A 25,241-nucleotide genomic window follows, 5' to 3' on the forward strand; every position below is an offset into this window, starting at 1 on the left:
CGCGCCAGAGCCGACGTCAACGCCACGGCTAGCGACGGCAGCACCCGCATCCGCGTCGGCGGCAGCCGTACCTGCACCAGCACCACGGTCGGAGACAGCGCCCGCAGCGGCACGACGACCAGCGGCAGTAGCAGCGGGACCGGCAGCACCACGACCAGTGGGAACGGCAGCGGCAGGACCAGCAGCAGAACCAGAGCCGGAGGCGGAGGCGGGTGCAGGGGTGGGGCTTTCGGGGTCGTCGGGGTTGCACATGCCGGGGCGGGCGTATTTGGCCAGTAGTGGGTCGAGTAGGGCGCGCAGGACGGGGTCGATCTCGCCGCGGATGGGGCTCATGCCGTCGGGGCGTTGGCGGCCGATGATGATGCCGCGCATGCGGGCTCGATCGTTGTCGGTGGTGAGGCGGCCGTCGGGGTCGAGGTAGGCCAGGATCTTGTCGCCGACCTTGCCGATGTCGTCCGGGGAGCCGGTGCGGGCGAAATCGGTGAGGATTTCCTCGGCGGCGGCCCGGTCCTCATGTGTGGCGCCGCAGGGAACGCGGTTCATGACGGTGGCGATGCCGCGGGCGTGGTCGGCGGAGATCTCGCCAGCGGTCAAGGCTTGCGCGACATTCGGCAGGCGGGGTTCGATGGGGTCGCCGCCCATGTCGTGGAAGGTGGCGACGGTGTGGGCTTGGTGGACGCGGGCACCGGCATCAGCAGAGGCCAGGTTCAGCGTTTCCATCAGGAACCGTTTCAACGTTTTCGCGCCGTGCCGGGCGGGTAGTGAGCGTTCGGAGGCTTCCACCAGCAGCCGGTGACGCACCATGGTCAGCCTCCGCGAACACCGCTCCACCTCACGCATCATCGCGATGACCGCGGCATCCGACAAAGGTGTCAACGGCTCGGCCAGCAGGTCGGTGACCGCGGCGTGCAACCGGCCGACCGCGCCCTCGTCTCCTTCGATCCCCCCACTCGAATACATGTTCGAATACTGCCGCCACCCACCATCCCAGCACCAGCGAAAACAGCATCTGATTGTCTTGGGTCAAGATCTTGGCAGGATCTGACTGCCCACGTAGTTGATGCCCTGGATAGCGAGGCCATCTAGAACGCGCTGTATTGCCGATGAGTGGATACTTCGGAAGGGGCGAGCCGTTCGCTGATCTGTGTTGCATCCGCCGAATCCGGTGGTCGGCAGCCGGTGCGCCCGAAGAGTGTTTCCTCGAAGCATTTCGGAACCCATCCTGCATGTTTGTGTCGTACACCACTGGTCCTTGACCTCATGTTTTGTTGAGGTACGAGGATGTGGTGACCAAGCAGCCGAGGAGAGTAGTGGTGGCGAGATGCGGGTGATCGAGGTGTCCGAATTCGGTGCGCCGGAGGTCTTGCGGGTTCGGACCCGGCCGGACGCAATTCAGGGACCGGGACAGGTTGTCGTCCAGGTCGCATACAGCGGAGTGCTGTCGCTGGATACGGTGATCCGCAGCGGTCGAGGCGGCGACCTGTTCCCGGTGGAACTTCCGTACATACCCGGAGTAGGCGTCGCCGGGGAGATCATCGCAGTCGGATCGGGAGTCGATTCCGATTGGCTGGGCCGGCGGGTTCTGGCCGACATAGACAGTGGTGGCTACGCGGAGCAGGTCGTGACGTCGGTGGAGAACGTAATCGCGATACCGGACATGGTGGACCTGCCGACCGCGATGGCGTTGCTGCACGATGGCAGCACCGCGCTGGCGGTGTTCGACGCGATGGAGGTGCAGGCGGGTGAGTCCGTGCTTGTTCAGCCCGCTGCGGGTGGCCTGGGCAGCTTGCTGGTCCAGCTGTCACACGCCGCCGGTGCACGAGTGATAGGCGCCACCCGGGGCCGGGTCAAGCTGGCCGCTGTCGAAGGACTCGGCGCCGACGCCGTAGTCGACTACAGCGCACCGGATTGGGCCAGCGACGTGGGGCCCGTCGATGTGGCATTCGACGGTGTCGGCGGCGACCTGGGTCTGACCGCGTACCGATTGGTGCGAGCGGGAGGCCGATTCTCCGCGTACGGTTTCGCCGGCGGTGCGCCGGTCCCGGTCGGCGCCACCGATGCTCAGGGGCGGCGCACTTTGGGGCTGGGCCAGCTCGCTGGCTATTCCCCGGACCGGCGGCGCCGGACCAAGCAGATCCTGGATATGGCTGCTCGGGGCGATATCCGGGCGGTTATCGGTGCGACCTACCCGTTGGCAGCGGCAGCGCAAGCGCATCGAGCGCTGGAGTCTCGCGCGGTGACGGCAAAGTTCTGCTGGAGGTTTCCTGACATGACAGAGTCGGCTCAGCTCAGGGTCGGTGTCACGCTGCCCACATTGAGTGAAATTGCCTCTCATGGAATTCCGGACGTGGCGACCATGGCCAGGCATATCGAGCAGCTCGGCTTCGATGCGGTGCGCATTCCCGATCTGGTGATCGGTGACGGCACACCCTCGCTGGATGCGACAGTTGTGGCGGCGACCGCAGCGGTGGCCACCACATCAGTGCGTATCGAGTTCGGTGTCAGGGTTATTCCCTTGCAGCCGGCAGTCACACTTGCTGCACAAATCATTGCCCTGCAACATCTTTCGGACGACCGGATCGTTCTCGGGGTGGGTTCCGGCGGATTTCCCGGCAGCCCGTTCTGGCAGGCGGCGGGTTCGGCCACCCGCGACCGGGCGCGGGCGACCGACGAAACACTGGCGGTGCTGCCCGGTTTGATTGCGGGCGAGGCTACCGAAACGAACGGCACCGTCGTTCAGCTCGCTCCCGGTGCGCACGTTCCGCCGATTCTGGTCGGCGGGAACTCTCCCGCCGCCATCCGGCGTGCGGTCCACTATGGGGACGGCTGGTTACCTTCGAGCCTCACTGCCGAGGACGTGGCGCGTGGTGCTGCCCGTTTGCGGGACATTGCTGCCGAATCCGACTGTCCGGTCCCCGCTATCAGCGTGGCCGGTGGTGCCATACCGGGAACCAGTGAAACGGCACGCAACGCCCGGGAGGATTTCGTGCGGCTGCTACAGCAGTCCTACGGGCGATCGGCCCTGGAGGCCGCACAAATCCCGATCGCGGGCAGTGCCGGCGAGATCGCGGCCGGTCTCGCCACATACGCCGCCGCCGGCGCCGACCGAGTCGGACTCGCAGTCCTGCCCGCCGAGGGCAGTTGGCAACACGCCGTCGAACAACTTGCTCGAGGCGCCGACCTGCTGTCCTGACAACCGATCCCCGACCACAACCTACCCGCATGGGAGACCTCTCCGCGGAAGCAGGGGCCATTGTCCGACACCACCGCGATCGACACCGGCGCGCCATAGATGATCTACACGTCTTCACACTGGACACCCGACCGACAATGGTTGGACGCCAACATATTTCGACGCGCGGGACCTACGCGATCAGCAACTACGAGAAGAAGTAGCTTTCAGTGCGTGTCTGGGAATTCTGGTTATTGTCGCGTGCCGCGCTTCGATACCGCTCGATGTTCCTGGGGCTCGGCCGTGTCCTCGGTCACGGCCGGCCGACAGCCAGAACAGAGCTGTGAGGCCCGATCAGACAGCCGATCAGCCCGCTTTCCGCGGCTCCCACTCGGGACCGGCGAGCAAGGTAGCCGCCCGCTGCCGAACGAGCGATATTTGCTCCCCCCCCCCCTCGAAGATTCGTCTTTGTGTCGATCGTTGCAGCCGGTGGCGGCGATAGCGCAGCGTCACCTGCCCGACGACCACGCCGGGCGCCAGCGCCGATGCCGTCATCAGCAGCCCGGTGTCCTCCATGTTGGACAGCGCCTGCCATCCGCCGGCGGCGATGAGGAGTTCGCGCCGCCACATGATTCCGGCGGGATGCACAGGCAGCCGGTATGTTCCGGTATCGGTCACCCAGTGCTGGACGAGCGCACCGCGGGGGATCGGACCGGGTGCAAAGGGCACCGGATAATCCACGAGGTCGCCGGATCCGAGCAGGTCACGCGCGGGTCCTACAGCGAATCCCGCTGACGGATGCTGCTCGAGGGCGGTGGCGAGGACGGCGAGTGCGTCCGGTTCGAGCTCGTCGTCGGCGTCCAGATTCTGGATCAGTGCTGCGCGCGCCCGGCCCAGCGCGACATTGCGTGTCACGGCGGGGCCTTCCCTGGTGCCGTTGGTCGCGACGCGAACGCGGGGATCCTCCGCCGCACCGCATTCGACCAGGGCGGTACGCGCCGCACGGGCCGGGCCATCGATCTGCACCAGCCACAGCCAATCGGTGTGCGTCTGCGAACGCAGCGAAGCCCAAGCGGCGGAAAGGAATCGGGAATAGTCGGCATGTACCGCCGTGACCACCTCGACCCGCATGACCGAAAGTGTGCCATCCGAGCCGATCCGGCGCTCATATGGTAGGTATGCACAAGGTCGGACTGGTGCCGTTCGGGAGGCAGGGGCAGGTATGGATCATGCGGTGATCGAGGCCGAATTGGCCAGTCTGGTAGGCGGTTCGGCTCCGGGGACGCGGGAGCTCGAGCGGGAATGTCATGTCTTTGCCCAGCGGTACATCGCCGAGCCGGGAGTGGTGGAGCCCCAATTCGACATCACTTCGGCGAACTTCACCTCCGACCCATTCTTGATCTGCGCGGATCGCTACTGGAACCTGCGATTCACTGCCGAGCCGACGCTGGCGACGGCGGTGCAGTGTGCCGGGTGGGCGGCGGAGCGGATCGAGGCCGAGTACCGGCAGCCGATCCTGGAGAAGTGGGCGATCGGCTACGCGTTCATCACGCGCGGCACGGTCGAATCGCTGACCGAGATCGCCGACGCCACCGCCGACATCATCGCCAGTGACGATCCCGAATGCAGCCGGGCCTATTTCGCCACGCTCTACCATGCGGGCAAGTTGCGTGCGAATCTGTCCTTCGATGAGCTGAACCTGTTTCTCAGCTCGTCGCCGCTGGCCAACGCGGCCGGCCGGAATCGCGACAAGCCGCTGTTTGTCGCGCTCCAGGCTTTCGCGGGATTCGGCAGCCGCCAGACCACCAACGAGCACGCCATGACGCTGTTCGAGAAGTCGTGGACCGCGCCGGACCGCACCCACGCCTCGATCGACATCGCCCTGCACGCGCTCGAGGCCGCCGTGCCGTTCGACGAGCAGGGGACGGTGTTGCGTACCAAGGCCGCCGAAGCGATCGCCGAGTATCCGGACAATGCCCTGTTCCGGTTCCGTCTCGGACTCGGTGCTTTCCTCTGTGACGATCACGACGCCGCGCTCACCAGCATCGACGATGCTCTGCGGCTGCTGCCCGCGACCGGTTGGCGTAGCAGCCATGAACTGCTGTCCGAGCAGTTCCTCCACGTCCGCCGCTCGATCCTGCTGGCCCGCAGCGACGCCCGCCGCGTCGCGGATCAGCAACGTCGCCTGGACCGGCACGAACAGGCCGTCGCCGAAACCGCCGACCTTGCCCGCCGTTCGGTGATCAGGGCGGTCGAGCTGGTCGCGGTCTTCGCTGCCGTCATCGCGTTCGCCGTCGGGTCGCTCAACGTCACGTTGAACGGCAACCTCGATCTAGCGTCCCGGCTCTGGATCCTGGTCGTCTTCGGCGGTGGGCTCCTGCTGTTCGTTCTCCTCGTCGTCGGCGGCACCTGGTTGATCACCCGCGATTCGCGGCGAAGCTCACACGGCTGAAGGCGTCGACCTGATCCGGCGAAAGGCCACGGTCTCAGAAACTCCACACCACCGGCACCACGACAACCGCGACCAGCAGGTACCACACCATCATGGCCGAGCCGAGTTTCCAGTAGTCCCCGAACCGGTAGCCGCCGGGTCCCATGATCATCATGTTGGCCGGGGTGGCGACGGGGGTGAAGAAGGAGGCCGCGGCGGCGACGCAGACGGTCATCAGTAGGGGTAGCGGGGAGACGCCGAGGTCGGCGGCGATGACGACGGCGATCGGGGCGATGATCAGGGTCGTGGCGGTGTTGCTGATGAGCTGGCCGAGTGTCACCGTCACCAGGAACAGGCCGACGAGCACCAAGTGACGATCGGCGTCGCCGAGCACGGACATGAACACCGAGGCGAGCTGGTCGGCGGCGCCGGTGTCTCGGATCGCGGTCGACAGCGGGATCATCGCGCCCACCAGGATCAAGGTGGTCCAGGAGATCGAGCGGTGGGCTTGTTCGACGGTGAGGACCCGGCACACGACCATGGCACAGGCCGCGAGCAGGGCGGCGACCGCGGCGGGGACGAGCCCGGTCGCCAGCAGCACCACCATCACGGCCAGGATCGCCAGCGCGGGCTTCGATCCGGGACCCATCGGCAGGGTTTGGCGCCGGATCAGTTCCGGCTCGTGCACCACCCGCACTTCGGGGGCGGCGATGTGCTGGTCGAGTGCGCGCCAGCTGCCACACAGCAGCAGGGTGTCACCGGCCTCGAGTTTCCGCGGGCGGGAACCGAGATCGCGTCCGCCGCGCTGCGCCGCGAGCACCACCAGATCGCCACTGCTGGTGGCCATGCCGGGAAAGACCTTATGGCCGACGAACTCCGAGCGCGGCGGGATGATCACCTCGGCGACACCGTATTCGGCGCCGATCAGCTCATCGGGATGCGGTCCGTCGAAACTGCGGCACGGGGTCAGGGTGTTGTCGTCCACGAAGTCCGTGAGCTGGACGTCCGCGGCGTCGACCACCAGGACATCGCCGGCGCGCAGCGGTGTGTCGCCGGGATCCTGGCCGTCGCGCTCGACGCCACGCAGCTGCGCGCCCTCCGGCAGCGCGTCGACGACCGAGTCGCGGGCTGCCCCGGCGAAAGGCGATTCCGCCGCCACCCGCAACCGGATGAGCCCGCTGTGGATGGTGTACTGCTTGGCCAGCGTGGTCGCCAGCCTGCTCAGATCCGGTGGCATCACGGCCGCGGTGCGGTTCGGCAGCAGCTTGTCACCGAGCAGCACCGCGATGGCGATGGTGCCGATGACCAAGGGCACGCCCACCCAGGCGAATTCGGCGAACCCGATGTGCCGGGCGCCCGCGTCGGCGGCGGTTTCGGAGATGATGATGTTGACCGGGGTCCCGGTGAGCAGCAGCAGCGATCCGGCGTGCGCGGCGAAGGCCAGCGGCATCAGCAGCTGTGAGGGTGAGCGGCCCAGCCGCACCGCGAGCACCACGACCATCGGGATGAGCGCAGCCACCGCGCCGTTGACCGAGATCACCGCCGTCAGCACCGCGCACAGCAGCATCATCGACACCAGCAGCCGGGTGCGGCTGGTGCCGACGCGCGCCATCAACTGCTGCCCGGCCCAGGTGGTGACGCCGGTCGCGTCCAGTGCCTCACTGACCACGAACAGCGCGGCGATGAACACGACGGTGGGGTCACCGAACCCGGACAGCGCCTGGTCGACGGTCAGGATGCCCGTCGCGTACAGGCTCAGCGCGACCGCGAGCGCGACGATCCCGACCGGGAGGCGGTTCCACACGAACAGCACGACCGCGCCGCCGGTGATCAGGAAGGTGATGGTCGACTCGGCCATCAGCGAACCTCTGGCGCGCCGGCGAACGCCGCTGCATCGAGGTGCCGACGTGGGTGGGCGCAATGTTGTTGCCGCGCACCGCCGGCGCTTCGACCGAGTACCGCCGAGGTCGCGGAGCCGGACCGCGCCGCTACGCGCGGAAGGGCCGCGGGGCCGGGAAGGGTATTGCGCATGGCACCCCCTGAGGTCGCTGGATCGGCGGTCGGCATCCGGCTGGCTACGCGCATTAGATCACAGGCCCGTCTGAAGCGATGGTGATCCACATCACAGTGACTATTTCCCGCTTTCGACCCGTTCTACCGCCTCGGCGTGGGGCAAAATCGGCGATGACTATTCCTGTCCTGCCCGCTACCGCACGCCACCGATCGGGAAGTGCGGTCCGTCCGGCCGCCTGCGCGGCTCGCGCAGTCGACCTCCCGCGCGTCACCGCGCGAATTCGGTTCGCGAGAACGAAGTTTGTGCAACTATCGAGCAAGCAAATGTAGGCCTGCGTAATACCCAGCGAGTTGGCGAGGGAATGCGATGTCCGTGCCTGTGTTTCGTCCCGTCGGTGAGGTGGAGGATGCTGTCTCCGCTCTCCTGCCCGACCTGAAGTCGGCCCTGAACCGATTGGTGAGCATTCCGTCGATCGCGCTGGACGGATACCCCACCGAACCGCTGATGCACGCCCACGACGCGGTGGTGGAGCTGTTGCGCGACAGCGGGATAACCCAGATCGAGGAGCTGACCATTCCCGGCAAGACGGCGCCGGTGGTGATGGCGACCGTGCCCGGCCCTCCGGGCGCGCCGACGGTGCTGTTCTACACCCACTACGACGTCGTCCCCGCCGATGACGTCGAACTCTGGGATTCGCCGCCGTTCGAACCGCAGGAACGCGACGGCGCGATCTACGGGCGGGGCACCGCCGATTCGAAGGCCAATCTGGTCGGCATCATCGGCGCGCTACGGGTTTTCGACGCGAACCCGCCGGTGACGGTGAAATTGGTGTTCGAGGGCCAGGAGGAATTCGGCAGCCCGTTCGACTTCTATCCGGCCACCCACCCCGAACCCTTCCGTGCCGACGCCATGGTGATCGCCGACGTCGGCAATGTGCGCCCCGGCGCGCCGACGGTGACCGTGGCCCTGCGTGGTTCGGCGCAGATCACCGTCTCGGTGCAGACACTGAAGGCCGACAAACACAGTGGCCTATACGGCGGCGCCGCGCCCGACGCCCGGCTGGCCCTGATCCGCGCACTCGCCTCGCTGCACGATGATGCCGGCGATGTCGCGGTCGAGGGTCTGCGTCGCGAGGAATGGACCGGAACCTCCTACACCGAGCAGGAGTTCAGGGATCTGGCCGAGGTGCTCGAGGGTAAGCCGCTGATGGGTACCGGCGGTCTCGGCGAGCGCATCTGGTCCGGCCCGGCGATCACCGTCATCGGGTTCGACGCACCCGCGGTGGAGGGGCCGGTGAACGCGGTCGCCGGCTCGGCGCGGGCGGTCCTCAACGTGCGCGTGCACCCGGCTCAGGACGCCGCGGAGGCGCAGGCCGCGGTGATCCGTCATCTCGAGGCGCAACGGCCCTTCGGCCTGGAGGTGACCGCCACCGCGGGCGAGGTCGGCAACGGATTCGCCGCCGAAACCAGCGGACCCGGTTTCGAGGCCGCCGTGGCCGCGCTGAATTCGGCATGGGATGCCGACACCGGCGAGATGGCCGGTGGCGGTTCGATTCCGCTGGTCATGGCTTTGCACACCGGGATACCCGAGGCGGAGAAGCTGCTGTTCGGCGCCACCGACGGCTACGCCAATATCCACGGACCCAACGAGCGGGTCCTCATCGACGAAATGCGCAGGGCCACCGTGGCCAAGGCGTTGTTCCTGCAGGAGTACGCCGCGAGATACGCGGCCGGGCGATCGGACACAGCGCGATGAGTGAAGCACAGACCGCCACCGAGGAGCCCGGCGGTAAGCAGCGCAAGAAGTTCGAGTTCCCCGGCGCCGTCACGGTGTTGGCCATCGTCATGGTGCTGGTGTGGCTGGCGGCGCTGTTCATCCCGGCCGGCGAATACCGTACCGATGCCGACGGCGCCCCGATCCCCGGATCCTTCGATCGGGTGGATTCCCCGCTCACCTTCTGGGAACGGGTCCAGCAACTGATTCTGGCCCCGGTCAACGGCCTCTACGGCATACAGGACACCGCCACTGGATTCGTCGACACGGAGAACATGGGCCGGCTGTTCGGGTCGGTCGGTGTCGTGCTGTTCATCATGGCGCTCGGCGCGTTCATCTCGGTCAGCTTCGCCACCCGCAGCCTCGAGGTCGCCGTCGGCGGTCTCGGCGCCAGGCTGCAGGACAAGGGCTGGATGCTGATCGCGGTCATCATGGTGCTGTTCTCGGTGGGCGGTACCACCATGGGTTTCTCGGTGGAGACCTTCGGTTTCTACGCGCTGATCATCCCGTTGATGCTGGCCATGGGTTATGACCGGATGGTGGCGGCCGCGACGATCATCGTCGGCGCGCTCACCGGGACGATGGCGTCGACGGTCAATCCGTTCTCCATCGGTGTGGCCTCCGGTGAGGCCGGGGTGTCGATCGGCGACGGCATCGTGCTCCGGTTCGTGCTGTGGGTCGTGCTCACCGCGGTCGCGGTGGTGTTCGTGATCCGGTATGCCCGGCGCATCCAGCAGGACAAGTCGCGTTCACTGGTCGGGTTCGACAGCGACGAGGACGAGCCGGACACCGACACTCCCGAGGGCGAGCGGCAGCTGACCGGCACGCAGAAGTGGGTGCTCGCCATCACCGCGTTCACCTTCGGCCTGATGATCTTCTCGGTCATCCCGTGGTCGGCCATCTTCGGCGCCACGACCACGCCCGCCGAATACGACGTGTACCACGAAACCGCCACCGAGCCGTACTGGTTCGAACTCGGCTGGTGGTTCCCGCAGCTGTCGATGCTGTTCATCATCGCGGCCATCGTGGTCGGTGTGGTGGCCAGGATGAGGGAGAAGGACATCGTCTCGCTGATCACCCGCGGCGCGGGCGATATGGTCGGCCCCGCCATCGTGATCCTGCTGGCGCGCGGCGTCTCGGTCATCATGACCAACACCCAGACCCTCGACACCGTGCTCAACGCGATGGAGGAACTGGTCAGCGGCGCGTCGGCCGGGATCTTCGCGGTCCTGGTGATGATCGTCAACATTCCGCTGGCGGTGCTGATCCCGTCCTCGTCCGGGCATGCGACGCTGGCGATGCCGCTGCTGGCTCCGCTCGGCGATTTCGCCGGGGTGAGCCGTTCACTGGTGATCACGGCGTTTCAGATGGGCCACGGCCTGACCATGCTGATCGCGCCGACCAATGTGGTGGTCGTCGGCGGCCTGGCGATGGCCAAGGTCGGCTACGACAAATACCTGCGCTTCATCTGGCCGTTGATGCTGATCAACTTCGTTATCGTGTGCGTGGTGATCGGCGGCGCCGCGTTACTGGAGTGATACGGGGCTGGACGACGACCTGAGCACCGCCACCCGCGGTGGTCAGGTCGTTCGTCGTTAGAGCAGCGACGGGGCCCGGCCGGGATCCGCTGCGCCCGTTAGGGTTGATGGTGTGAACGTGGATGTGACCCCGCTGCCGGGAATCGGTGTGCGCAAAGATTTTCAGCTGACGGGTGTCCGTCGACGGATCGGCGTGATCGACCACAAAGACGGCAGTATCGACCTGATCTTCACCAAGGCCGGCGACCCCGACACCACCGTGCAGATCCCGTTGAGCGCGAACGAGGCGGGCGTGCTGGCCAACCTGCTCGGTGCGCCGCAGCTGGTCGCGCAGCTGCGCGAGGAACACCGCGATATGGACGGCGTCATCACCCGTCAGCTGCCCATCCTGGAGGGCTCGCCCTACGACGGGCGCACGCTCGGCGAGACCGGAATGCGCACCAGGACCACCTCCTCCATCGTCGCGGTCATGCGAGCCGGACAGGTGATCGCCTCGCCGGGGCCGGACTTCGCGTTCACCGCGGGCGATCTGCTGGTCGTGGTCGGCACCGGTGAGGGGCTCGACGCCGCCGCCCGGATCCTGACCGACGGCTGAGCGGTGCAGGTGAGTGCAACCGCGCTGGCCTTGATCCAGCTGGGGGCGGTGTTCTTCGGCCTTGGTGTGCTCGGGCGGATCGCGGCGAAGATCGGCATGTCGCCGATTCCGCTGTATCTGCTCGGCGGCCTGGTCTTCGGCGAGGGCGGCATTGTCGAACTGCACGAGGTGGACGAATTCATCCACCTGGCCAGCGAAATCGGCGTGGTGTTGCTGTTGCTGCTGCTCGGACTCGAGTACAGCGCGTCCGAACTCGTCACCGGGATGCGACGATCTTGGCCCGCCGGGCTGCTCGATATCGCGTTGAACGCGACGCCCGGTGTGATCGTGGCCCTGATGCTCGACCTCGGCGCGACCGGAGCCATCGCGATGGCAGGCGTCACCTACATCTCGTCGTCGGGCATCGTCGCGAAAGTGCTCAACGATCTCGGGCGCCTCGGTAACCGGGAAACACCGGTCGTGCTGTCGATCCTGGTGTTCGAGGACCTGGCCATGGCCGGATATCTGCCGGTGCTGACCGCGGTGCTCGCGGGCGTCGGGTTCGTCGCCGGGCTGAAAACCCTCGGTATCGCGTTGATCGCCATTACCGTCGTGCTCGTCGTCGCGCTGCGCTACGGCAAATACGTCTCCGCGGTGGTGGCCAGCGACGATCGAGAGATCTTCCTGCTCAAACTGCTCGGCGCCGCGCTGCTGGTGGCCGGGATCGCCTCGGCGGTGCAGGTGTCGGCGGCGGTCGGCGCGTTCCTGCTCGGCATCGCCATCTCCGACTCCACCGCGCACAACGCGACCAAGATCCTGGAACCGCTGCGGGACCTGTTCGCGGCCATGTTCTTCGTGCTGTTCGGGCTCAGCACCGACCCGGCCAGCATCCCGCCGGTGCTCGGCTGGGCGGTACTGCTCGCGGTGGTCACCACGGCGACCAAGATCGCGACCGGCTGGTGGGCGGCGGCCCGCTCGGGCGCCACCGAACTCGGCCGGGCCCGCGCGGGCGCCGCGCTGGTCGCGCACGGTGAATTCTCCATCGTCATCGCCGGACTGGCCGTCGCCGCGGGCGCGGTGCCGGACGGATTCGCCGCGCTGGCCACCACCTACGTGCTGTTGATGGCGGTCATCGGACCGGTGGCCGCGCGGGTGGTGGAACCGGTGGTCGGGCTCGTCACCGGGCGGCCCAAACCTGCCCCCGATCCGGTCGAGGAGTGAACGGGGGTGCGGCTCCGCGTGACTGTTGCCGCGCCCCGGGCCGGGCGGTAGGGTGCCCTGAAGGTCAGCTGGGGAGGTGAGCACATGGCTACCTGGCGGTTCACCGGCCTGGAGTTCGACATCCTCTGGTCCGCGTACGGCCACGACCGGCTGCCGTACCCGCTGCGCTATCGGCCGGTCGCCGACGATTTCGAGGACCTGCGGCGGCAACGTGAAGCCGCGGTCGACGTCCTGCTGGAGAAGTACTACTCGACCGAACTGGTGGATGTGCTCACCCTGCTGCGTGAGCCCGAAGTGCGGATCGAGGTCAAAGGGTACGGCGGCCGGGATATGGCCCGCACCTACCGCTTTCACGGCGCGATGCGCGGAGCCGCGGGCGCGACCCTGGTGCAGTTACCGGGCGCGTCCGCCGATATCGGCGGCGACGTCATCGTCACCAATTGCGCCGCGAACCAGGTCCCCGCGCAAGCCGTGGCCGCCCTGCCACCCGCCAAAGCAGGCACCCGGCCGCCGGTCGAGGTGCGCCGCGCCGACCTCAGCGCCGACCGCACCCGCTACGTGCGCAATGTCGACGAACTCAGCCTCACTCAGCAATTGGACCGCGTCTTCAAACGCCGGCGCCGCTCGCTCGGCGAGATCATGATCTTCCCCGGACCCGCCGTCGACGCCCGCCCGTCCTTCGGCCGCAGCTTCTGGTGGATGGACTACGAGGACGGCCGCTACTACGTGCGCACCGGCGACCCCATCATCGCCAAACCCGCGGGCCCCACCGCCCTCACCAACGAAATCACCCGCTTGGCCGGGATCACGCGGCGCTTCTACCGCGAGGATCTCGCACACGACGAATACCTGCGGGTCAACCGCTGAGCCGAGTCGCCGGTCCAGCAGGAGCCCGGAGGCCACACATCGTCCGAGTTCGCCATGCCCGCCGGTCGGGCATCGGCAGCTCACGCCACAACGTCCGAATCCGTCCGCCCACACCCCGTCGATGTCGGATCGCGGCGTGCGGGGCCCGGCAGCGGGACTGTGCGCGTCGTGGCGCCGACCATGGCGACCATGGCACACGACATCACCGGTTTTCATCACGTCGGCATCGTCAACCGCGACCTCGACACCATGGCGGCGCGATACCGCTCGTTCGGCTTCACGCTCAGCCCACGATCACGGCATCTGCTCAGCGAGCGTCCCGGCGCGCCGTTGACCGCGGGGTGCACCGCGAATATGTGCGTGCTGTTCGGCGATTCGTATATCGAACTGCTCGGGATCGTCGATGAATTCGCTCCTGATCCGTGGCACACCAAGCAGATGGTGGAACAGTTCGAAGGGCTGCGGATCCTGAGCCTGGACACCCACGACGCGGCGGCCACGGATGCGTGGTTCGGCGCGGCGGGGCTGGCGACATCGGGGGTGCTGGAACTCGAGCGTCCGGTCGACACCGAGGACGGCCCCGCCACCCTGCGCGCCCGGTCGGTGCACCTCGATCCGCGCACGACCGCCGAGGGCTATATCGGTGCCGCACAACATCTCACCCGCGAATACGTCCGGCAACCGCGCTATCTCACCCACCCCAACGGCGCTCACGGTCTCGCGTCGATCCTGATCGTCGCCGAGGACGCGCACATGGACGTGATCACCCAGCGGTACCGCGACATCCTCGGCACTGCTACCGAGACCGCCGGACCGGCCACTGTGCTGGAACGCGGCGGTGCCCGGATCGAGATCGTGCCCGCCTCGGTGGTCGCGCGGGTGCTGCCAGGGGAAACGGCCCCGGCGCCGTCGTATTTGGCGGCGTTGACCATTCGCGTCGACGACGTCGATCACGCGCGCACGTTCATCGCCGGCACCGGAATCGGCACCCGGACCACCGAGTCGGGCTTCTTCGTTTCCGGCCGCGATGCGTGTGGGGCCGGACTGTTCTTCACCTCGGCCTGCTGATCTGCGCGGTTCGCGCCCGGTGAGTGGTCAGCAGCGCCCGGCAGTTGGCCGTGCTCAGCGTATCGATGCGATGAAGGACTGCAACCACCGGACAGTGTGCTGATACCGGGTCACGGGGTTGCCGACACGTTCGGCAACCCCGCGACGGGCACGACAGCCGATGCGTAGCGACCAGACCCGGTGCCTGCTCTCGCCGCGCGATATGCCAGCCTGGAAGGGGTCTAACCACGGCAGAGACCGGGTGGGCCGGGGGAGACACCGATCTCGACGATGAGAGTGAGGACCGTGATGTCCGCTCGCCCCGATGTTCGTCCCGCGCGGCGCGACGAAATTCCCGCGTTGTCAAAGACTTTGGCCGCCGCGTTTCACGAGGATCCGGTCTCGGTGTGGCTGTGGCCGGACCCGCGACGGCGGGCCGCCGGATTGGCGCGCTTCTTCGCGACCATGACCCGCCACCACCACTTCGCCACCGGCGGCGTCGACCTCGCGGTCGATGCGTCCGGCGCGATCGGTGGCGCCGCGCTGTGGAATCCGCCCGGACGCTGGCAGCACTCGACGGTCTCGGAGCTGTTGATGCTGCCGCAGTTCGCCCGCGCCATGGGCATCCGGATGCTCGCGGGTAAACGGCTGGGCGAAATCATGACCGAACGGCACCCGCGGGAACCGCACTGGTATCTCGCGGTGATCGGCAGCGACCCCGCCCAGCGGGGTCGCGGATACGGGCACGCATTGATGAGCAAGCGCCTCGACCAATGCGACAGCGAGCACGTGCCCGCCTATCTGGAATCCAGCAATGAAGCCAATATCGGCTACTACCAGCGCTTCGGATTCGAGATCACCGACACCATCACCATCCCCGGCGACGGGCCGACGCTATGGGCGATGTGGCGTATGCCCCGGCCACGGGGATGAGCTGGAGCGCTTCACGATTCGCCAGACGTCGGCGGTGTCGACCCGGTCGACCCCCGCAAGGCTGCCGACGCGCTCGGTGACGTAATCGAACAGGGCCCTCGCGTCCCGGCAGACGGTGAAGACCAGCAGGTTGTGGCTGCCGGTGGTGGCGCCGACGAAGGCCACCTCGGGATCGGCGGCCAGCTCACCGCCCACCGCGGTGAGCCGGGCAGGCGCGACGGTCAACCAGAGCACGCATTGGAAGGTGTAGCCGAGCACGACGGCGTCGACCTCCACATCGAACCGCAGGACGGCGGCGCGGCGCAGTTCGTCCAACCGCCTGCGCACCGCCGATTCCGACCAGCCCAGCGCGCCCGCCAGCCGCGGATAGGCCGCGCGGCCGTCGACGGCGAGCGCGGGCAGCAGGCGCCGATCCAGCTCCGTCAGCGTGACCGGACCGGACAGCTCACCCGACGGCGGGTCGAGGGCGGCGACCTGATCCGGCGCCAGCGCCGACGTGCGGCCGGGCCACGGCCGCGTCATGAGGTTGCGCAGCAGCCGATGCGCCTCCACGTCGACCACCTCACGGTGGCGGGCGAGCGCCGCCACCGGCGCCGGCTCGGTCGCGCCGGTGCGGAACACACAGACGATCTCGGTGCCACTGGACAGCATCGTCACCCACGCGGCATCGGGGCGGCGCGCCAGCGCCTGGGCGACGGCATCGGCTCCGCCCGGACGCACCCGGATCCGCACCACCCATTCGGCGTCGCCGGTGCGCCGGCTGTCGATCACGCCGGTGACCCGGACCAGCCCGTTCGCACGCAGACGCGCATAGCGGCGGGCCGCGGTGCGGTCGGAGATATCGAGGACCTCGGCGATCCGGCTGAAGGGTGCCCGTCCGTCCACTTGCAGCGCGTGCAGCAAGCCCAAGTCGGCGGTGTCGAGCGTGACCGGATCCACCACAACACAATAGGCGGATGTCGCAATCCGTCGCATCGGGCGCGATGCGGTGGCGGGATGTGCGGAGGCCAGCACGATCGGGCAGGTCACTACCTTCTCCAACCTTTCCGAGGACACGACATGTTCGACACCCTTCTGCTCCTGCTGGTCCCGACGCTGGCCTGCCGGCTGCTCGGCCGGTTCGGCGTCACCCAGTTCACCGCCTGGACCGTGTGCCTGGCGCACGGTCTCGCGGTGATGTTGCTGTTCACCGGGGCGGCGCACTTCCTGCCCGACAGCGTCGAGGCCATGCCGAGCCATGCGGATCTGACCGCGATGGTGCCGCCCTACCTGCCGTTTCCGGGTGTCCTGGTGTATGTGACCGGCGTGCTGGAACTGCTGGGCGCCGCCGCGCTGGTGATCGCGTCCACGCGCGCGGTCGCGGGCGTGGGGTTGGCGCTGCTGTTTGTGGTCATGCTCCCCGCGAATGTCTATGCCGCGATGGAATCGGTGCCGTTGAACGGTGATCCCGCGACGCCGCTGTGGTTCCGCATCCCGGAGCAGATCGCGTTCATCGCCGTCGCGTTGATCGCTGTCGCCGCGGCGCCGGACGGGCCGGTGCGGCGTGCGCTGCTCGGCGTGGTCCGGCGTCGGTCCCCTCGCGCGGCGGTATCCGGATAGGGAACGCGTCAGGCGAGGTGGTGGGTGAGCTGGTGCACGGCCTCGCCCGGATGGGTGGCGTAGACGGGTTCGCCGATGGCCTGCATCTTCCAGCCGGTGTCCGCCAGGTACAGCTTGGCCATCACCATGCCGGTGTGCGGGCCGCCGCCGTTCAGGTCGAGGTGGGCCAGTTCGGCGCCGGTGCCCGCGTCGACCAGGCGGCAGAAGGCATTGCGGATGCTGTCGAAGCTGTGGCCGTGGTAGCTGGTGACCACCAGGATCACCGTCGCCACCTGCGGATGGATCCGGGACAGGTCGACGGTGATGACCTCGTTCTCGCCGCCGCCTTCACCGGTCATGCTGTCGCCGAGATGACGTACCGCGCCGTCGTTGGAACTGAGCTGGGCGAAGTAGACGGCGTCGAGCAGGTGATGGTCGCGGTCGAACATCAGGGCGGCGGCGTCGAGATCGGCGGGGGTGGCGGCGCCGCCGACGAGCTTGTGGCCGGGCACGGGATCCCAGCCGAGGCCGAGGCGCACCATGTCGAGGGTGGGACCCGCGCCGGTACGCAGGCGCACGACCTGCCCCGGAACGAGACCGAGCGGGCGGTCTTCGGACAGGACGGTGGCATCGACCTGCTCACGGCGATCGGGACGGGAACCCACCTGAACGTGGCTCTCGGCCAGCACCGCGGCGAATCCGCCGGCATGCCCGCGTCCGACGACGGTGATGCCCCAACCCGCGCCGCTGCGTTCGATATCGAGGGCCACCACCGCCGAGACCGCGCCCACTCCGTCGAAGGTGCCTCGATACACCTCGCCGCCCCGGCTGTCGGCGACGGTGAGCGCGGGTGCGTCCGCCTCGGCGAAGGTGCGGTGCGGATTGTCCAGGGCCAGCACCACCCGGACGGTGGTCGCCGCGTGCGGGATCGAGGACAGTTCGATGTGCAGCGTCGGCGCCGGAGCCATCCCCGGACCGGCCAATCGCAGCCCACGCGCCTCGGATTGGGTGCCGAACACGAAGTCGGTCTCGTCGTGGATGGCGCCGTCGGGTCCCAGCAGGATCGCCGCGAGATGGGCGGGCAACTCCGACCGCGCGGTGACCACCAGGCTCTCCGCGGCTATCGGTACGAGCTGTTGCTGTCGGAGCCCTTCGGTCACGCGCATCCCCTTCATCGGCTGCCAGCACACATGCGGTGCGCCAACGCATTCCACGCCGGCCTGCATTGAGTGCCGATCGGACCGCCGCGGCCCGACGCTCCCACTGTAGGTGCCGGGCCTTCCGCGACGGCCGATTCGGCGCGATGACCCGGCCCGGCGCGCGGTGCGGTGACGCTTCCGACCGCTCCCGATCCGTGCTATCGAGTGACCATGACATCGACGCGCTCGGACTACGACGTGGTGATCGTCGGCGGCGGCCACAACGGGCTGGTCGCCGCCGCCTACCTGGCCCGGGCCGGCCGCTCGGTGCTGCTGCTCGAACAGGGCGCCGAGGTGGGCGGGGCGGCGGTGTCGGCGCGGGTCTTCCCCGGCGTCGACGTGCGGTTGTCGCGGTACTCGTACCTGGTGAGCCTGTTGCCCCGCCAGATCGTCACCGATCTGGGCCTGCGATTCGAGACCCGGCGGCGGCGGATCTCCTCCTACACACCGGTCGGCGATTCCGGGCTGCTCGTCGACACCGGCTCCGAGGCGCGCACCAGGGACAGTTTCGCCCGGCTGACCGGTTCGGACCGGGAATTCCAGGCATGGCAGCGGTTCTACGCGATGACCGGCACCCTGGCGCGCCGCGTGTTCCCGACCCTGACCCGGCCCCTGCCCACCAAGGCGGAACTGCAACACACGGTCGGGGATGCCCGCACCTGGGAAGTGATCTTCGAGCGTCCGCTCGGCGAGACGATCGAGGCGTGGTTCGCCGACGACACCGTGCGCGGCGTCGTCTTCACCGACGCGCTGATCGGCACCTTCACCCACGCCCACGACCCGAGCCTGCTCCAGAACCGCTGCTTCCTCTATCACGTGATCGGCGGCGGCACCGGCGACTGGGACGTGCCGATCGGCGGAATGGGCGCGCTCACCACGGCATTGGCCACCGCCGCCCGATCCGCGGGCGCGCAGCTGCGCACGGGCTGCCGGGTCACCGCCATCGAGACCGATGGCAGCCGCGCCGAGGTCCGGTGGGCCGGAGGTGCGGTGGGTGCGCGGCATGTGCTTGTGAACGCGGCACCCGCCGAGCTTGTCCGGCTGCTGGGGCAGCCGGGCGGCATACCACCCGAAGGTGCGCAAATGAAGATCAACATGGTGCTGCGCAGGCTGCCGCGCCTGCGGGACGCCGCCGTCGATCCCCGCGACGCCTTCGCGGGCACATTCCATGTGGCCGAATCGTATTCGCAGCTCGAGCAGGCCTACACCGAGGCCGCCGCCGGCCGGGTCCCGGCGACCCCGCCCGCCGAGATCTACTGCCACACCCTCACCGATCCCAGCATTCTCGGCGCGGATGCCGCGGGCCTGCACACCCTGACACTGTTCGGATTGCATGCGCCCGCACGGCTGTTCGACACCGATCCGGCGGCGAAGGACGAGTTGGTCGCCGCGACGCTGGCCCAGCTGGACGAGGTCTTCGCCGAACCCGTTCGCGACTGCCTGGCCACTGATGCCGACGGGAACGTGTGCCTGGAAGCGAAGTCGCCGCTGGACCTCGAGGCCGAGGTCGGCCTGCCCCGCGGCCATATCTTCCACCGCGACCTCGCCTTCCCGTACCTTCCCGAGGGCGAGCAGCGCGACGATCCCGCGGCGCGGTGGGGTGTGGCCACATCACACGCGAACGTCCTGCTCTGCGGGGCGGGCGCGCTGCGCGGCGGGGGAGTCAGCGGTATTCCCGGTCACAATGCCGCGATGGCTGTGCTGGAAGCCACCAGCGGCGGAAGATAATTCGGTTGAAAGCAGATCCTTCCTATTATTTCGACCCGAGTATCGGGTGAGCGAGAATGGCGGTAGGGTTGGCGCCCGTGGACGGCGCCGATGCCGTCCGTTCCGTTGATCCGGCGCCGAGGAGAACAGGTGGAGCTCGATACCGTCCGTGAGGAAAAAGCGATACGGGACTTGGAGAATCGCCTGGTCGACAGCCTTCCGGAGGCCACGCCCGAACAGGTCGGCAGCGCGGTGCAGAATGCGCACCAACGATTCGACGGACTACCGATCAGGGATTTCGTGCCGATTCTGGTGGAGCGGATCGTGCGCCGCGAACTCGACCCCGAACCGGTCGTGGAAAAGGTCGTCACGCGAATCGAAACCGCAACGGAGAAATCCGATAACGCAATTGTCGATTCGAATTCCGATTCTCGTCATCTGCCGGAAACCTTGCGGGCCGCGCTGCTTTCGCGCGGACGGCTGATTCCGGTGCTCGGGGCCGTCGGCGTGCTGGTGGTGGCCGCGGTCGCCGTGGCCGCCGTGCGCGATTCCGAACCTGCCCCGGCTGCCGCTGCCGGCGCACCGCTTACGGTGGTCGAGGGCGTTGTCGGCTCGGAGAAGATGGCGTTTTTCGATGATCCGCGCGTGGTGGACGCATTGGCGAAACACGGCATCGATGTCGATGTGCGACCGGCCGGTTCCCGCCAGATCGCCACCTCGGTGGAACTCGGCAACCTGGATTTCGCCTTTCCGTCGAGTCTTCCTGCGGCCGAACGAATTCAGCGTGAAGCCGGAGTGAGCCGACACTACACGCCGTTCTCCTCGCCGATGGTGATCGCGACCTTCCAGCCCATCGTCGACGTGCTCATTCGCGCGGGCGTGGTCAAGGCGGGCACCGTATCGACTTTCGACATGTCCGCCTACCTGGACATGGTCGCCCGCGGCGTGCAGTGGGACCAGATCGAGGGCAACACCGCCTACCCGGTGCGCAAGAACGTGCTGGTGTCCACCACCGATCCGCGTAGCTCCAACTCCGCGGCCATGTACCTGGCCGTGGCAAGCTATGTCGCCAACGGCAACGCCGTGGTGCGGGGCAGCGCGGCCGAAGCCCATGTGCTGCCGCTGCTTTCGCGCCTTTTCCTCGCCCAGGGCTACACCGAGAACTCCTCGGAAGGGCCATTCGGCGAATATCTCGACGCAGGCATGGGGCCGGTGCCGATGGTGTGGGCGTATGAGGCGCAGTACGTGGCGGCGGCGGTCGACGGGCGGATCAAGCCGGGGATGAAGTTGCTGTATCCGTCGCCCACCGTGCTGTCCCGGCATGCTCTGGTCCCGCTGAACGACGACGGTGACCGGGTGGGGCAGCTGCTGTCCACCGATCCGCAACTGCAAGCCCTCGCGGCCGAACACGGCTTCCGCACCGGCGATACCGCGAAGTTCGACGCCGTCACCGTGGCCAACGATGTGCCCGTCGCGCGCGATCTCATCGACGTGGTCGACATCCCGGCCTACGAAACGCTCGAGAACCTGCTCGACGGCGTGGCGAATTCCTACAACTGATCAGCGGGTTCGGCCCTGACACACGGCTTCTCGCGGTTCCCGGTGCGCTCACCGTGCCGGGAACCGCACGATCCGGTCGTCGCCGGCACGGACGTCGCCACGCCCGTCCGTATTGGATGTGGTCAGCCACAATGCGCCGTCGGGTGCCACCACCACCGTGCGCAGGCGGCCGTAACCGTCGCGGAAATGATCGGTGGGCGCGCCTAGGCCGGTGGTGGTCACCGGGACGGTCCACAGCCGCTCGCCGCGTAAAGCGGCCGCGTACAGCGTGTTCGCGGTGATGGCGATCCCGGACGGTGAGGCTTCGTCGGTGGACCAGGTCACCAGCGGATCGGTGAATCCGCGGCCGGTGCCGCCCGTGCCTTCGACCTCGGGCCAACCGTAATTACGTCCCGGCTCGATGAGGTTGATCTCGTCGACATCGTTCTGCCCGAATTCGGCGGCGAACAACCGGCCCGTCGTATCCCACGCCAGGCCCTGCACATTGCGGTGCCCGAGCGAGTAGACGGGGGAGCCGGGGCGCGGATTGCCGGGAGCGGGAGCGCCGTCCGGCGTGAGGCGCAGGATCTTCCCGTTGGGGCTGTCGGGGTCCTGCGACGTGGCACGCCTGCCCGCGTCACCGGTGCCCACGTACAACATCCCGTCGGGACCGAAGGCGAGCCGCCCGCCATTGTGGTTGCCCGCCTTCGCGATCCCGTCGAAGACGACCCGCGGCGGTTCCCCGAGCCGGAACCGGACGATGCGGTTGTCCGTGGCGGCCGTGAAGTAGGCGTACACAGAGCGGTCCTCGGCGTAGCGCGGCGACACCGCGATGCCGAGCAGTCCGCCCTCACCGCCCGCGACCACACCGGGTACCTGGTACACCTGCTCGGCGGGTCGCCCCGGCACGACCCGCAGGATCCGTCCGGTATCGCGTTCGGAGATCAGCGCCGCGCCGTCCGGCAGGAAATCCAAGCCCCACGGCGTCTCGATGCCGCGCACCACCTCCTCGCCCGCGGATAGATCCGGCGCACCGGCCGGTCGGCTCAACTCGGTCGTGGACGCGAGCGGCGGCGGTGGGGACTCGGGCCGATCGGAGCTGTCCTCGCCACACGCGGCCAGGCCGCAGACCAGGAGAAGTGCCGCCGCACCGCGGGTCGCTCTGGCATGGCGAGGCGATCTCGCGGTCGGAATGAGACCGGTTCGCTGGCGTACGCGCATGATCACTGACCTCCGGGGGTAGCCGCTCCCTTCGATCGTGCCCGCCGCCGCGCCGACAATCGACTACCGGCGCGGTGCGGCGTCACCACGGATCCGCCGTCAGCTGCGCACGGCCTGCCGGTCCTCGACGACCTCGACCACCCCGCCGGTCCGGTCGCTCCGCATTCCCGGCACCCTCCAGAACAACACGTATGTGCAGATCAGACTCAGCGCACAGATCCCGACCGCGTAGACACTGACCGCCAGCGACGAGGACCCGGCCGTCCACAGCGCAGTCGCGATGAGCGGCGCCAACCCACCGCCGAGAATCACCGACACCTGCACGATCAAGGAGGTCCCGGAATAGCGGACCGCGGGCGGGAACAGCTCGGCCACGATGATGCCGCCGACGCTGTGGCTGATCGGCAGCGCCAGACCCATACCCAGCAGCGCCACGTACACCACCGCCGCGTTACCGGTGTTCAGCAGCGGGAAATACACCGCCGACCAGACCACCAGCGCGGCCGTGCCCGCGAGGAACACCCGCGCGGTGCCCACCCGGTCGGCCAGCGCACCCCACAGCGGCATGGTCAGACACCACAGCACCGAGGACACGATCACCCCGGACAGCAGGAAATCCCGGCTGAACCCCAGCGACTTCGTGCCGTAGGTGAGCGTGAAGACCATGAAGATATAGACCACCGCCGACGTCGCGATCGCCGCGCCGAGGATCAGCAGCAGCCGCACCGGTCCCACCCGCAGCGCATCGCGCAAGGGAAACGCCGAGGTCTCACCGCGTCGCACCAGATCGGCGTACTGCGCCGACTCGGTGATGGTGAGCCGCACCGCGAGCCCGACCACCACCAGCACCACGCTCAGCAGGAACGGGATCCGCCAGCCCCAGGACAGGAACGCCTCGTCCGGCATCAGCGCGCTGGTGCCGAGGAACACCGCGTTGGCGAGCACGAGCCCGGCCGGCGTCCCCATCTGCGGGAAACTCGCGTACCGGTTGAGCCGGCCGCCGGACGCGTGCTCCATCGAGAACACCACCGCCCCCGCGCCCTCGCCGCCGAGCCCGACGCCCTGGATCAGCCGCAGCACCACCAGCAGCACCGGCGCCCAGAACCCGATGCTGTCGTAATTGGGCAGCACGCCGATCAACGTCGAACTCACACCCATCAGGATCAGCGACACCACCAGCGTGGCGCGCCTGCCGATCCGGTCACCGAAGTGCCCGAACAGCAGCCCACCCAGTGGGCGCGCACCGAAACCGACCGCGAAGGTGGTGAACGCGGCCAGGGTCCCGGCCGCCGGGCTCATCGACGGAAAGAACTGCTTGCCGAAGATGAGCGCCGACGCCGTGCCGTAGAGCATGAAGTCGTACCACTCGAGCGTGGTGCCTGCGAGGGTCGCCGCGGCGACTTTGCGGTGAGTCGGCGCGACGGGCGCGCCGGAGGGTCGTGCGGTCACTACTATCCGTTCAGCCTGCGGCGCAGCCGCGTCTGGGCAACAGCCGGACGACGCTCAGAGCTGAGCGCCCACCTGCTGGGCGATCAGCTCGAGATGATCCAGATCGGCGAGGTCGAGAATTTGCAGGTAGATCCGCTGCGCACCGATCTCGGCGTAGCGGCCGATCTTGTCGGCCACCTCGGCGGGGGAGCCCGCCAGACCGTTGGCCTTCAGCTCGTCCACCGCGCGGCCGATCGCGTCGGCCCGGCGCGCGACCTCGGCGTCGCTGCTGCCGACGCACGCTACCAGCGCGCTCGAATAGGTCATGGCGTCGGCCGGACGGCAGCGCTCGGCCACCGCGGCGCGCACGCGCTCGAACTGCGCGGCGGTGTCCTCGAGCGAGGAGAACGGCACATTGAACTCGGAGGCATAGCGGGCGGCCAGGCGCGGCGTGCGGCGCGCGCCCTTGCCGCCGATCAGCACCGGCACCGGATCCTGCACCGGTTTGGGCAGCGCGGGGGAATCGGTGAGCTGGTAGTGCGCGCCGTCGAAGCTGAAGGTATCGCCGAGCTTGGTCTCCCACAGCCCTGTGATGACGGCGAGCTGCTCCTCGAAGCGGGCGAACTTGTCGGCGGGAAACGGAATGCCATACGCGGCATGCTCTTCGGCGAACCAGCCGGTGCCGAGCCCGAACTCGACCCGGCCGCCCGACATCTGGTCCACCTGCGCGACCTGAATGGCCAGCGGTCCGGGCAACCGGAACGTCGCGGCGGTGACCAGGGTGCCGAGCCGGATGCGCTCGGTCTCCCTGGCCAGGCCTGCGAGGGTGATCCAGGCATCGGTCGGACCAGGCAAACCGCTGGCATCACCCATCGCGAGATAGTGATCGGATCGGAAGAACGCCCCGTAGCCGAGGTCCTCGGCGGCCTTGGCGACCTTCAGGAGCGTGTCGTAATCGGCGCCCTGTTGTGGCTCGGTGAAGATACGCAATTCCATATC

Annotated in this window: 20 protein-coding genes; 12 read left to right on the forward strand and 8 right to left on the reverse strand. The window is 68.1% G+C overall.

Translation table 11 applies throughout. From position 1 onward, the window contains the following. The coding region (locus FEK34_RS28790) for a DUF222 domain-containing protein (protein ID WP_249359710.1) at positions 1 to 960 on the reverse strand (960 nt) is incomplete at its 3' end. Positions 961 to 1,321: 361 nt separating this feature from the next. Here FEK34_RS28790 and FEK34_RS30505 point away from each other — a divergent pair. Beyond that, complete coding sequence (locus tag FEK34_RS30505) at positions 1,322 to 3,193, forward strand: LLM class flavin-dependent oxidoreductase (RefSeq protein ID WP_212748844.1); 1,872 nt, start codon at positions 1,322 to 1,324, stop codon at positions 3,191 to 3,193. A gap of 345 nt (positions 3,194 to 3,538) precedes the next feature. Here the strand turns inward: FEK34_RS30505 and FEK34_RS28805 are convergent, their stop codons facing one another. Beyond that, complete coding sequence (locus FEK34_RS28805; protein ID WP_138453026.1) at positions 3,539 to 4,303, reverse strand: glycosyltransferase family 2 protein; 765 nt, start codon at positions 4,301 to 4,303, stop codon at positions 3,539 to 3,541. A gap of 91 nt (positions 4,304 to 4,394) precedes the next feature. On the opposite strand from FEK34_RS28805, the gene FEK34_RS28810 reads away from it, so the two are divergent. Next, positions 4,395 to 5,624, forward strand: a complete 1,230-nt coding sequence (locus FEK34_RS28810) for a hypothetical protein (RefSeq protein WP_138453028.1) — start codon at positions 4,395 to 4,397, stop codon at positions 5,622 to 5,624. A 34-nt stretch (positions 5,625 to 5,658) separates the two neighbouring features. On the opposite strand, the gene FEK34_RS31040 is transcribed toward FEK34_RS28810, so the two are convergent. After that, positions 5,659 to 7,461: an SLC13 family permease gene (locus FEK34_RS31040; protein WP_138453030.1), complete on the reverse strand. Its 1,803-nt coding sequence runs from the start codon at positions 7,459 to 7,461 to the stop codon at positions 5,659 to 5,661. Positions 7,462 to 7,983: 522 nt separating this feature from the next. On the opposite strand from FEK34_RS31040, the gene FEK34_RS28820 reads away from it, so the two are divergent. The 7 genes from FEK34_RS28820 (at position 7,984) to FEK34_RS28850 (ending at position 15,570) form a co-directional block, all read left to right on the forward strand. Next, on the forward strand, positions 7,984 to 9,372 hold the full coding sequence (locus FEK34_RS28820; protein ID WP_138453032.1) for a M20/M25/M40 family metallo-hydrolase: 1,389 nt from the start codon (positions 7,984 to 7,986) through the stop codon (positions 9,370 to 9,372). After that, positions 9,369 to 10,928, forward strand: coding sequence for a YfcC family protein (locus FEK34_RS28825; protein WP_138453034.1), 1,560 nt, complete (start codon positions 9,369 to 9,371; stop codon positions 10,926 to 10,928). The genes FEK34_RS28820 and FEK34_RS28825 overlap by 4 nt, the downstream gene beginning before the upstream one ends. Before the next feature lie 112 nt (positions 10,929 to 11,040). Continuing rightward, positions 11,041 to 11,523, forward strand: a complete 483-nt coding sequence (locus FEK34_RS28830; protein ID WP_171048466.1) for a cation:proton antiporter regulatory subunit — start codon at positions 11,041 to 11,043, stop codon at positions 11,521 to 11,523. Between the two features lie 9 nt (positions 11,524 to 11,532). Continuing rightward, positions 11,533 to 12,723: a cation:proton antiporter gene (locus FEK34_RS28835; RefSeq protein ID WP_138453036.1), complete on the forward strand. Its 1,191-nt coding sequence runs from the start codon at positions 11,533 to 11,535 to the stop codon at positions 12,721 to 12,723. 84 nt (positions 12,724 to 12,807) lie between these two features. Next, positions 12,808 to 13,590, forward strand: coding sequence for an ESX secretion-associated protein EspG (locus FEK34_RS28840; protein ID WP_138453038.1), 783 nt, complete (start codon positions 12,808 to 12,810; stop codon positions 13,588 to 13,590). Between the two features lie 189 nt (positions 13,591 to 13,779). After that, complete coding sequence (locus FEK34_RS28845; protein WP_249359711.1) at positions 13,780 to 14,658, forward strand: VOC family protein; 879 nt, start codon at positions 13,780 to 13,782, stop codon at positions 14,656 to 14,658. A gap of 288 nt (positions 14,659 to 14,946) precedes the next feature. Then, a complete protein-coding gene (locus tag FEK34_RS28850) occupies positions 14,947 to 15,570 on the forward strand; it encodes a GNAT family N-acetyltransferase (protein WP_212748845.1) in 624 nt (207 codons plus the stop codon). Here the strand turns inward: FEK34_RS28850 and FEK34_RS28855 are convergent. Next, positions 15,532 to 16,509, reverse strand: a complete 978-nt coding sequence (locus FEK34_RS28855; protein WP_138453042.1) for an Lrp/AsnC family transcriptional regulator — start codon at positions 16,507 to 16,509, stop codon at positions 15,532 to 15,534. The two genes, FEK34_RS28850 and FEK34_RS28855, sit on opposite strands and share 39 nt — an antisense overlap. Before the next feature lie 120 nt (positions 16,510 to 16,629). Between FEK34_RS28855 and FEK34_RS28860 the strand changes: the two genes are divergently transcribed. Next, positions 16,630 to 17,169, forward strand: coding sequence for a DoxX family protein (locus FEK34_RS28860; RefSeq protein WP_138453044.1), 540 nt, complete (start codon positions 16,630 to 16,632; stop codon positions 17,167 to 17,169). A gap of 8 nt (positions 17,170 to 17,177) precedes the next feature. Here FEK34_RS28860 and FEK34_RS28865 read toward each other — a convergent pair whose 3' ends face one another. Then, the gene (locus tag FEK34_RS28865) at positions 17,178 to 18,308 is read right to left on the reverse strand and encodes a TerD family protein (protein ID WP_138453046.1); all 1,131 of its coding nucleotides are present in this window, start codon (positions 18,306 to 18,308) and stop codon (positions 17,178 to 17,180) included. A gap of 210 nt (positions 18,309 to 18,518) precedes the next feature. Here FEK34_RS28865 and FEK34_RS28870 point away from each other — a divergent pair, with 210 nt between their 5' ends. Together FEK34_RS28870 and FEK34_RS28875 are read left to right on the forward strand one after the other, a co-directional pair. Further along, complete coding sequence (locus tag FEK34_RS28870; protein ID WP_138453048.1) at positions 18,519 to 20,075, forward strand: phytoene desaturase family protein; 1,557 nt, start codon at positions 18,519 to 18,521, stop codon at positions 20,073 to 20,075. A gap of 129 nt (positions 20,076 to 20,204) precedes the next feature. Next, positions 20,205 to 21,614, forward strand: coding sequence for a three-helix bundle dimerization domain-containing protein (locus tag FEK34_RS28875; RefSeq protein WP_138453050.1), 1,410 nt, complete (start codon positions 20,205 to 20,207; stop codon positions 21,612 to 21,614). 48 nt (positions 21,615 to 21,662) lie between these two features. On the opposite strand, the gene FEK34_RS28880 is transcribed toward FEK34_RS28875, so the two are convergent. The 3 genes from FEK34_RS28880 to FEK34_RS28890 form a co-directional block, all read right to left on the reverse strand. After that, entirely contained in the window at positions 21,663 to 22,643 is a 981-nt protein-coding gene (locus FEK34_RS28880; protein ID WP_138453052.1) for a PQQ-dependent sugar dehydrogenase, read from the reverse strand. Positions 22,644 to 22,913: 270 nt separating this feature from the next. After that, positions 22,914 to 24,263: an MFS transporter gene (locus tag FEK34_RS28885; protein WP_138453054.1), complete on the reverse strand. Its 1,350-nt coding sequence runs from the start codon at positions 24,261 to 24,263 to the stop codon at positions 22,914 to 22,916. Positions 24,264 to 24,317: 54 nt separating this feature from the next. Next, positions 24,318 to 25,238, reverse strand: coding sequence for an LLM class F420-dependent oxidoreductase (locus FEK34_RS28890; protein WP_138453056.1), 921 nt, complete (start codon positions 25,236 to 25,238; stop codon positions 24,318 to 24,320). Between the last annotated feature and the right edge of the window lie 3 nt (positions 25,239 to 25,241).

This window comes from Nocardia cyriacigeorgica (assembly GCF_005863245.1).
Classification (GTDB): domain Bacteria; phylum Actinomycetota; class Actinomycetes; order Mycobacteriales; family Mycobacteriaceae; genus Nocardia; species Nocardia cyriacigeorgica_C.